The sequence below is a fragment of the Caballeronia temeraria genome, assembly GCF_001544795.2.
GTDB lineage: Bacteria > Pseudomonadota > Gammaproteobacteria > Burkholderiales > Burkholderiaceae > Caballeronia > Caballeronia temeraria.
In genome coordinates this window covers 154,984-162,864 of the sequence record NZ_FCOI02000016.1, presented here as the reverse complement: position 1 = coordinate 162,864, position 7,881 = coordinate 154,984, and the positions used below count along the sequence as shown (strand labels likewise).

Here is a 7,881-nt window from a genome sequence, read left to right as displayed (position 1 = left end):
CTGGACGTTACCGTGCTCAGCCCCGTCGAAGCCGAAGCAGAGAGCGAATCGAGACCCGTCGACAGCGAAGTCACACTAGAGGTCACCGTGCTCACATTCGTCGACAGCGAGTTCACGTTGGACGTTACGGTGCTCATACCCGTCGACAGCGAGTTCACGCTGGACGTTACGGTGCTCATGCCCGTCGAGAGGGAACTTACATCGGACGTCACGGTACTCAAGCCGGTCGAGAGAGAATCGACGCTGGACGTTACCGTGCTCAGCCCCGTCGAAGCCGAAGCAGAGAGCGAATCGAGACCTGTCGACAGCGAAGTCACACTGGAGGTCACCGTGCTCACATTCGTCGACAGCGAGTTCACGTTGGACGTTATGGTGCTCATACCCGTCGACAGCGAGTTCACGCTGGACGTTACGGTGCTCATGCCCGTCGACAGTGAGCTCACATTGGACGTTATGGTGCTCATACCGGTCGACAGCGAACTGACGTTGGACGTCACGGTGCTCATGCCGGTCGACAACGAGCTCACGTTGGACGTCACGGTGCTCATGCCGGTCGACAACGAGCTCACGTTGGATGTCACCGTGCTCATACCCGTCGACAGCGAGTTCACGCTTGACGTTACGGTGCTCATGCCCGTCGACAGCGAACTCACATTGGACGTTATGGTGCTCATGCCGATCGACAGCGAGCTCACGTTGGACGTTACGGTGCTCATGCCCGTCGACAACGAGCTCACGTTGGACGTCACCGTGCTCATGCCCGTCGACAGTGAACTGACGTTGGACGTTACGGTGCTCATGCCCGTCGACAACGAGCTCACGTTAGAAGTCACCGTGCTCATGCCCGTCGAAAGCGAACTCACTCCGCTCAAAGCCGTACTCAGACCTGAGGACATAGAGCTGGACACAGTGAAAAGCTGGCCACCGTTGATAGCGTCTGTGCTACCTGTACTCACCGAGCCGCTCAGCAAACCCGTGATCTTGTTCCGGTTCATGTTGACCGGTGCGAACGCGTTGATTGTCGTGACACCTGAATTGGGGTCTGTGCTGATCGTTATCTGGTCTGCACCAGCAGTCCCGAATCGAAGCGTGTTGGAGTCTGTTGCGAGCGCATAGGCTCCCACCAGGGCCGCCTGATCGAAGGCTACAAAGCCCGCTCCCGTCATGCCACTGCTGTCGCAAACCGCGCCGGACTGCGAACCTCCGCTTGTTGACGAAAAGCAGTTATTGTTCGGGCCGAACACACCATTTATATAGCTATTCGCATCGATCGCATGCGCAGTCCCACCCGCAAACCCTGCCACCGCCGATGCAACCAGGACTACCGATCGCTTCGTGCCCTTCCCCCTGCTTCGAGCGACTTCCGATACGACGACCCACTCCCCCTGCGCCTGACTCCAAACCACCTTATGCGTGTTATTCACTAAAAACCTCGTAGATCAATCGCTTAAAAATCAATGCCGCGGCACAGGAGGGTCACTGGCCAGAGCACAGGCCACCCGTTCCGACACGGTGAGATCATGCGAACTTCGATATGGGCGACGACCGAATGAATCTGCAAAAACTATTTTGCATCGCATTCCTTAACGTAACGAATGCCAATCGTTCGATAATTTTCATCGACCAATAAGAATCGCCGCGAGATTCTTAAGTTTTACTGAGAGGTTTTCAATTCATGAATTCCGAAAAATCCGCTTTCCTTTACACGATTTTTCAAAAATGAGGCAAATTAGTGCATCAATGCTGATCTCGTCAAAGGAGCACACGGCCATCGCCGCGCATATAACTGCCATTGAGCATTTATATGCAGTCTTAATTGCCAAAAGGCATTGATCAATTGCCTGCATTCGGCGTTCAAAATCAGACGATCGAAATTCCTAAAAGGCAGCATGAACCGAGAGAACAACCGAGACGTGCCACCGCCTCGATGCACGCAAAAAAGCGCGCCGCGGTTTCCCGACGGCGCGCTCCACTTCACACAGCCACCATTCAAATCGACAACAGCTTCCTCGCCTCCGCCGCCGTCGCCACGGGCCGCCCGTACTCCGCGCACAACGACGCCACCCGGCTGACCAGTTGCGCGTTGCTCTTCGCGAGCGTGTCCTTGTCCCAGCGCACGTTGTCTTCCAGCCCCGTGCGGCAATGCCCGCCCAACTGCAGCGTCCAGTGATTCACTTCGAGCTGATGACGCCCGATGCCCGCAGCCGTCCACGTCGCATCGGGCAGATTCTTCTTCAACTGCTCGACCTCGAACTCCAGAATCTCGCGTCGCGCGGGCAGCGCATTCTTCACGCCGAGCACGAACTGCACGTGAACGGGCGACTTCAACAAGCCCTGATTCACGAGATCGACGGTGCTATAGAGCATCGCCAGATCGAAGATTTCGATCTCGGGCTTGACATTGTGATCGAGCATCGTCTGCGCGAGCGAGCGCACGAAGTCGGGCGGATTCTCATAGACGATCGTCGGAAAATTGACCGAGCCCGTCGCGAGCGACGCCATGTCGGGCTTGAGGTCCAGCATCGCGCCGCGCTGCTCGAACGAACGGCCGCGCCCGCCCGTCGAGAACTGGATGATGATGTCCGGACAATGCTTGCGGATGCCCTCCTGCAACTCCGCGAACCGATGCCGGTCCGAGCTCGACTTTTCATCCTCGTCACGCACGTGCAGATGCACGAGCGTCGCGCCCGCTTCATAGGCCTCGTGGGTGCTCTCGATCTGCTCGGCGATCGTGATCGGCACGGCGGGATTGTCCTTCTTGCGCGGCACCGAGCCGGTGATCGCAACCGATATGACGCAGGGTTCATTCGTAGGGGATTGGGTCACGCTTCGCTCCTTGACAGCGCCATCCCGGCGGCAACTTTGCGGGGAATCGCGGATAGCGCTCAAATTTGAACTAACTAGTACGTTTGTAATGGTGAGGCATTCTCCGTTCCGCTGCAAGCCACAGAAACCCTAAGCGTCGGCCGCGCGTTCGTACGATGAATCGGGCCGCCTCCCCGCCTACTGCCGCTCCGCGTACTCCGCCAGCATTTTGCCGACCTGTTCGTCGGTGATGGCCGGCTTGATGTCGAACATGAACAGATCGGCCCACTCGTGCGCCCAGCGTGCGAGCGGCTCGATGGTGTCGCATTCGCATACGGCGATGCCCCAGATCGAGCCGATCGCGTGCCAGCGGCCCAGCAGATGGATGCCATCGGGCGGGGCGCCGCGGGTTTGCAGGAATCGCTCGGCCGCCAGTCGTTCGGCCTCGGGCTGCGCAGTCCAGTTGACGATGAATAGCATGGCTCGATCCTCCTGTTGGAACGCCATGAAACGGCGCGACGCGCCGGGCTCGCCGCCGCATCGGCATATCCGGCCGATGCGGTTCATCCAGTATAGGAGGCGGCCGGGCATCGCAGCGCTGCGTTTGGCACGCGCATTCGGTTCAACGCAGCACGACGACGGGCGCGGCGAGCACCGGCTGCGCATAGGTCACCCGGACCGCCGGCGCGACGCCGTACGGTGTCACCACTACAGCCGGTCGCGGCGGCGGAGGCGGCGGCGCGGCGACCATCACGGGGGCGACGGGCGGCGCGACGACCACCGTGCGCACGGGCACGTACCAATACGGCGGCCTCGGCGGCGGCGCGTAGTAATACACGGGACGCGGCGGCGGCGGTGCGTAGACCACGGCGGGCGCTACATAGGAAACCTGCACGCTCGTACCGGCCAGCGCGGTTTTGGCGCAAGTCAGGCTGATGGCGGCAACGGCGGAAACGCTGATCAAACGGAAGTTCATGACGAGGTCCTCATGCATCGTGAGACGTGAAAACGGCAGCGTCGAAGCGACGGATCTGCCGGCGATGAGAACGATAACGAAGCGCCGCCCGAAGCGTGAGTCATGAGTTATGTCACCGCATGTCGGCGAAAACGCGCTGCATCGCCGATGAAATCCGGCGACATGATTCGTAGCATCCCCAAGATTGCGTTCGCCGCGCGGCTCAATAGAATGGCATCACCGTCGACGTTCAATCGAAGCCAATCGAAGCCAATCGGATCGAATCAGGGAGAGAGCCATGCGAAAGATGCTTGTGATCCTTGCGACATGCGCGGCGTGCGCCGTTTCAGGCGCGGCGTTCGCGCAAACCGCCACGCAGCCGATGGGCGCGAGCCCGCGCGTCGAACACGCGCTCGCCCAGTTGCAGACGCGCTTCTCGAGCGCCAACACCACGCACGACGGCAAGCTCACGCGCGAACAGGCGTCCACCGGCATGCCGATGGTGGCCAAACACTTCGATGAAATCGACACGCAGAAAAACGGCTACGTGACCTTGCCGCAGATCGAAGCCTTCCTGCACGAGCACGCCGCGCAACGCTGACCGGAGCCTCCATGGAAACCCTGCCGAAGATCATCGTGCTCGACGACGAAGCCGAGTTGCGCAACATGTTGCAGCGTTTTCTGAGTTCGCAGGGTTTCGAGGTGCGCGTCGTCGAGAACGGCAGGCGGCTCGACCGCTATCTGCAGCGCGAGCCTTACGATCTGCTCGTGCTCGACTGGATGATGGAGCCCGAGGACGGGCTTTCGGTCTGCAAGCGCCTGCGCGCCGAAGGCCAGACGCTGCCGATCCTGATGCTCACCGCCAAAGGCGATCCGGTCGACAAGGTCGTCGGTCTCGAAACCGGCGCCGACGATTACCTCGCCAAGCCCTTCCTGCCGCAAGAGCTCGTCGCCCGCGTGCGCGCATTGCTGCGCCGCCAGAAGATCGCGGCGGGTGATCCGACACATACTCAACAAATCATCCGCTTCGGCGATTTTCGCTTCGATCTCGCCAAACAGAAGCTCTATCGCAACGGCGAGCCGTTCGAGATGCACTCCGCGCAGATGCAGTTGCTGGCCGCGCTCGGATCGTCGCCGAACCGCGCGGTGAGCCGCGACAACCTCATCGCCCGCACGCGCGGCCGCGATCACGACGCGCTCGACCGCAGCATCGACGTCCAGGTGCTGCGGCTGCGTCAGATCGTCGAGGAAGATCCCGGCAAGCCGCGTTTTATCAAGACCGTCTGGGGCGTCGGCTACATGCTGCTCGCCGAAATCGAATCGTGAGCGTCGTGCCGCGGTCGCTCTTCGCGCGCAATATCCTGCTGCTCGTCGCGCTCGTCGCGGTGAGCCAGATTTGCGCGATCACCGTGCTGCTGCACTTCATCCAGACGCCGCGCATCGAGCGCGCGGCGGCGACTTTCGCGAGCTATATCGTCACGCTCGACACGCTCCTGCAGACGACGCCGCCCGAAGCCGCGCAGAGCGTCGCCCTGAATCTCGACCTGCGCGCCGAGCTGCCCGCCGGCGTGCGCGACACGGCGCCGGGTTCGCGCCTGCGCTTCTATCAAACGTATCAGCGCCGGACCTTCGTCCAGAGCCTGCGCAACCATTTGCCCGCCGACATGCTCGTGCGCTGGCAAGGCGGCGACGCAGCCGACGACGGCCAGCAGCGCTTGTGGATTCGCGCGCATCTGGCGGGCGAGCCGCGCTGGCTGGCGCTGCCGGTGCCTGAAGCCGCGCACGACGACGGCCTCGTGACCGCCCTTCTGCTTTCCGTCGGACTCGGCGCGCTCGCGTTCGCGACGGCTTACCTGATCCAGCGCCATCTGAACCGTCCGCTCGCGCATCTCGCCGATGCCGCGCGGCTCGTTTCCGCTGGCGGCGAGCCGGGCATTCTGCCGACCGACGGCCCGACCGAAATCGCTCAAGTCAGCGGCGCCTTCAACCGCATGACGGCCGCGCTGAAGGAGGCCGACGCCACGCGCGCGCTGATGCTCGCGGGCATCTCGCACGACATCCGCACGCCGATGACCAAGCTGCGCCTCGCGATGGCGATGTCCTCCGTGCCATCGACGGATTCGGCCTTCGCGGCGTCGGCGGAAGGCTATCTCGACACCATCGACACGATTCTTCAGCAGTTCATGGATTACGCGGGCAGCGGCGCGAAGGAAACGCCGGTCGTCGGCGATCTCAACGCGCTGATCGCCAATCTCGCCGCCGATTTCGCCGGACTCGGACACGAGTTCGCGCTCGATCTCGGGCCTATCGAGCCCTTTGCCTTCCGCCCGATCAGCATGATGCGCATGCTCATGAACCTGATGCAGAACGCGGTGCTGTACGGCGTCGTCGGGCTGGAAGTGCGCACGTGGACCGATCGCGAGACCCATACCGCGTGCGTTGTCATCGCGGATCGCGGCAAAGGACTCGGCGGGCAGGACCCCGAAGCGCTCAAGCAGCCGTTCAAGCGCGGCGGCGGCGAAGGCCAGCCGAAAGGCACGGGCCTCGGTCTCGCGATCGTCGAGCGCATCGCGCGGCTGCACGGCGGGACGCTCGAGCTGCGCGCCCGCGAAGGCGGCGGCGCGGAGTCGCGCATCGTGTTGCCGCTTGGCGATTAGCGCTATTCGGTGGCGTGGGCGTCGTCGGCGGGATCGGCAATCGTGTGCTTGCCTTCGCCCTGATTCGCGACTTGCGCCTGCTCCTCGGCGACCGTCGATTCGCGCGCGAGCGGCGCGATCGCCTGCAAGGGCACCATCGGCTGGGCGCGCGCGTTCACGCCGGCGGGACTCGGTTCGTTGTCGTGGATCAATGCGCGGATGCGCGGATAAATCTGCCGCTCCCAACGCTTGCCGTTGAACACGCCGTAGTGCCCCACGCCCGTCTGCACGTGATGCGCCTTCAGATACGGCCGCAGCTTGTCGCACAAATCCTGCGCGGCGAGCGTCTGGCCGACGGCGCAGATATCGTCGCGTTCGCCTTCGACCGTAAAGAGCGCGGTGCGCCGGATCGCCGACGGATCGACCTTGCGGCCGCGCACTTCGAGCTGTTTCAGCGGCAACGCGTGCCGCTGAAACACCGTATCGACGGTTTCCAGATAGAACTCCGCCGTGAGATCCATCGTCGCGAAGTATTCCTCGTAGAAAACGCGGATCGCGTCCGCCTTCGCGGGATCGCCTTTCGCGCGCTGATGATGCATCTCCTCGAACGATTCGATGTGCCGCGCAAGGTTCATCGACATGAACGCGCCCAGTTGCACGAAACCGGGATAGACGCGCCGCATTGCGCCCGCGAAACCGAACGGCACCATGCTGATCAGATTGCGCTCGAACCAGTCGATCGGCTTGCTCCTCGCGAGCTCGTTCACGCGCGTCGGGTTCACGCGCGTGTCGATGGGACCGGCCATCAGCGTCATGCTCGCCGGCTCGGCGGGATGCCGGTCCTCGGCCATCAGCGCGACGGCCGACAGCGCCGCGACCGTTGGCTGGCACACGGCGAGCAGATGCGCGCCCGGCCCGATCGTTTCGATGAAATCGATGATGTGATGCACGTATTCGTCGAAGCCGAAGCGGCCGTGCATCAGCGAGACATCGCGCGGATTGCGCCAGTCGGTGATATAGACGTCGTGATCGACGAGCATCGTCTGCACGGTGCCGCGCAGGAGCGTCGCGAAGTGGCCGGACATCGGCGCGATCACGAGCACGCGCGGCTGCGCGATGGACGCATCGTCCTTGCGGAAATGGAGCAGATCGCAGAATGGCGTCGATGCGGCGACTTCCTCCACGACGCGCACCGTTTTGCCTTCCACCTCCACTGGCGCGATATCGAACGCCGGCCGCGCGTGCGTGAGCCCCGCGAGCTCGATCTGCTCGCACAGCGCCGCGAGCGCCCGGCCCTGCGGCGTCTCGCCCATCTCTTTCCAGACACGCAATGCGCCGTCGACGAGCGCGGCGGCGTGACGAAAAGGCAGCATCGAATCGGACCAGGCCTGATAGCCCGCGTAGGCGAACGGATTCATCTCTCTTGCACGCGGGCCGCGCGCGCATCGATATAAAGCTCCGAAAGAAGGCAATACCTATGCCAAT

8 protein-coding genes are annotated in these 7,881 nt (G+C 62.6%); 3 read left to right on the top strand and 5 right to left on the bottom strand.

Annotation, left to right across the window (positions count from 1 at the left end; translation table 11 throughout):
- From AWB76_RS43060 to AWB76_RS22915, 4 genes are all read right to left on the bottom strand, one after another.
- Window positions 1-1,424, bottom strand: a 1,424-nt coding sequence (locus tag AWB76_RS43060) for an ESPR-type extended signal peptide-containing protein (protein ID WP_374729943.1), incomplete at its 3' end; no start/stop codon positions are given.
- A gap of 565 nt (window positions 1,425-1,989) precedes the next feature.
- Complete coding sequence (locus tag AWB76_RS22925) at window positions 1,990-2,826, bottom strand: 3-oxoadipate:acetyl-CoA acetyltransferase (RefSeq protein WP_061162422.1); 837 nt, start codon at window positions 2,824-2,826, stop codon at window positions 1,990-1,992.
- Window positions 2,827-3,003: 177 nt separating this feature from the next.
- Window positions 3,004-3,396 (bottom strand): DUF3303 domain-containing protein, encoded by a 393-nt coding sequence (locus AWB76_RS22920; protein WP_341845302.1) that lies wholly within the window; start codon window positions 3,394-3,396, stop codon window positions 3,004-3,006.
- A 31-nt stretch (window positions 3,397-3,427) separates the two neighbouring features.
- On the bottom strand, window positions 3,428-3,781 hold the full coding sequence (locus AWB76_RS22915; protein WP_063936378.1) for a hypothetical protein: 354 nt from the start codon (window positions 3,779-3,781) through the stop codon (window positions 3,428-3,430).
- A gap of 277 nt (window positions 3,782-4,058) precedes the next feature.
- On the opposite strand from AWB76_RS22915, the gene AWB76_RS22910 reads away from it, so the two are divergent.
- The 3 genes from AWB76_RS22910 to AWB76_RS22900 are packed head-to-tail and all read left to right on the top strand — an operon-like array spanning window position 4,059 to window position 6,417.
- Entirely contained in the window at window positions 4,059-4,361 is a 303-nt protein-coding gene (locus AWB76_RS22910) for an EF-hand domain-containing protein (protein WP_061162419.1), read from the top strand.
- Between the two features lie 11 nt (window positions 4,362-4,372).
- Window positions 4,373-5,086 (top strand): response regulator, encoded by a 714-nt coding sequence (locus AWB76_RS22905; protein WP_061162418.1) that lies wholly within the window; start codon window positions 4,373-4,375, stop codon window positions 5,084-5,086.
- Entirely contained in the window at window positions 5,083-6,417 is a 1,335-nt protein-coding gene (locus AWB76_RS22900; protein WP_061162417.1) for an ATP-binding protein, read from the top strand. The genes AWB76_RS22905 and AWB76_RS22900 overlap by 4 nt, the downstream gene beginning before the upstream one ends.
- 2 nt (window positions 6,418-6,419) lie before the next feature.
- On the opposite strand, the gene AWB76_RS22895 is transcribed toward AWB76_RS22900, so the two are convergent.
- Entirely contained in the window at window positions 6,420-7,814 is a 1,395-nt protein-coding gene (locus tag AWB76_RS22895; RefSeq protein WP_061162416.1) for a polyhydroxyalkanoate depolymerase, read from the bottom strand.
- Window positions 7,815-7,881 lie beyond the last annotated feature (67 nt).